The following is a 1,684-nucleotide window of genomic DNA, read 5'->3' as shown; positions in this document are numbered from 1 at the left end:
TCGCGGTCGCGGAACGGGTTCAGGGCAAATCCGTTTTAAATGACGCCGAATTTGTCGCTCAGTGTGGAAAGGAGATGGAGAACGCGTTTTCTAAGACCATACCAACCGGCGACCCAAAAACGTTGCAGCTTTAAATGGAACAATGACCCTAAGATTCGAATTGCTTCGCAGAAAATGAAAACGAAAATTCGGGAGATTACCTCGCGGAAAAGAACACTTTCGTTGGAGCAACGAATTAAAGAACTGAATCAATACCTGACTGGATGGTGTGGTTACTTTGCTTTAGCGGATACACCATCCATCTTTCAAGGACTAGACGAGTGGATACGGAGACGTCTGCGAATGTGTCTCTGGAAATAATGGAAGAAACCTAAGACCAAAGTAAAAAGGCTTCTATCTTTAGGAGTTCCTAAAGATAAAGCCTTCGAATGGGGAAATACCCGAAAGGGATATTGGCGTGTAGCTTGTAGTCCATTCTTCACTTTACTAACCGACGCACGTAGTCTACTCGTGATTCAAGGAAGTGGCGCTATCTACACGAATAACGATTGGTATACAGATAATGAATTCTCACACAAGTACCTCAAATCTATGTTTAACTTCCTCGGCATAAAGGATTACCAAATTATCCGAGCTCAAGGTACAAGCAAGCTTCACAAAGCAAACGTGTTGGATAAAGCAAAAAATGAGGCCCAAGAAGCGGCAGCGCGTCTGGCAAAGAAAGTAATTGTCTAGCCGTGTCTAATGCCATTTGTGACAGTCAAAATCAAAATGAATTCGGAAGTTGGACTCTCTAATACGTATCTTTCATTTTCAAGACGTATTACCCATACAAACACAGATACATTAAACGGCCAAATTAACTATTCGGCTGAGAGTGAGAGTCCCCAATGCTCATTTTCTGCATGCCACAAGGCACGCATCTTCTAGCCGGTGAAAGTCCGGTCGCGGGAGGGGCCAAGCCCCCCCGTAGCTAGGAGGGCTGCGTACGTCGAAATCCGTGCGTATGAAGTACATCGACGAAAGTACCGGTCGGAGACTGAGCGAGCGACATGCCAAGCCGTAACATGAAGTGAATCCTGCCGCGTCGTCAAAAAGGCCGAGGGAGACGAGGAAGCCGAGTCGCGGGAATATCGACGAAGGCCACGGAAGCTGCGAGGAACTTGGAGCGGCAGCGAAGAATCCTCACGCGTAGAGTGGAGCGGCATGAGATGAAAGAGGATGCAGTGAACGCGGGTGAGGACACACCCCTGCTGCACGGGATTTTTTCGGCTCGTAAAGAGGCGCTCTATAAGCTCAGAAGGTGAAATGCAGGAGTGCGTCCCTGCACCCTTCACTCGCCGTGCGGTAGAGTAGGGAGATGAAGACGAAGATTAAATGAACACTTCGCGGCCTTGAGCTGATCACTTAAGGCATGGCACCCTCCACCGAAGGAGTTGCTCATTTTTCCCGGAGAAATCGTTTACTCACAACCGGAATGGTGGCTCTTCATCGAATATTCTCTTTGGAATTCAAATACCCGATTTGAACTTCAAAATGAAAGGGTTAGTAGAGACCCTTATTTTTACTAGTCCTAATGCTATCTCAAATCTTTTTGAGGGGGAGATGATATCTTGCAACCGGGTTAGTTGAGGTACAGCATGCAAATTGTGATGCTCAGGCAATTACTGACATCATTCTTGAT

At 46.9% G+C, this 1,684-nt stretch carries 2 pseudogenes; both read left to right on the top strand.

Annotated elements, in window-relative coordinates:
- Window positions 1–60 precede the first annotated feature (60 nt).
- Window positions 61–474, top strand: a pseudogene (locus GC098_RS41510) (group II intron maturase-specific domain-containing protein); the annotation flags it as partial.
- A gap of 9 nt (window positions 475–483) precedes the next feature.
- Window positions 484–735 (top strand): annotated as a pseudogene (locus GC098_RS41160) (NAD(P)H-dependent oxidoreductase); the annotation flags it as partial.
- Window positions 736–1,684 lie beyond the last annotated feature (949 nt).

Source organism: Paenibacillus phytorum (assembly GCF_013141715.1).
Lineage (GTDB): Bacteria > Bacillota > Bacilli > Paenibacillales > NBRC-103111 > Paenibacillus_E > Paenibacillus_E phytorum.
The sequence above is the reverse complement of the archived record's forward strand: the minus strand, read 5'-3'. Positions and strand labels throughout refer to the sequence as shown.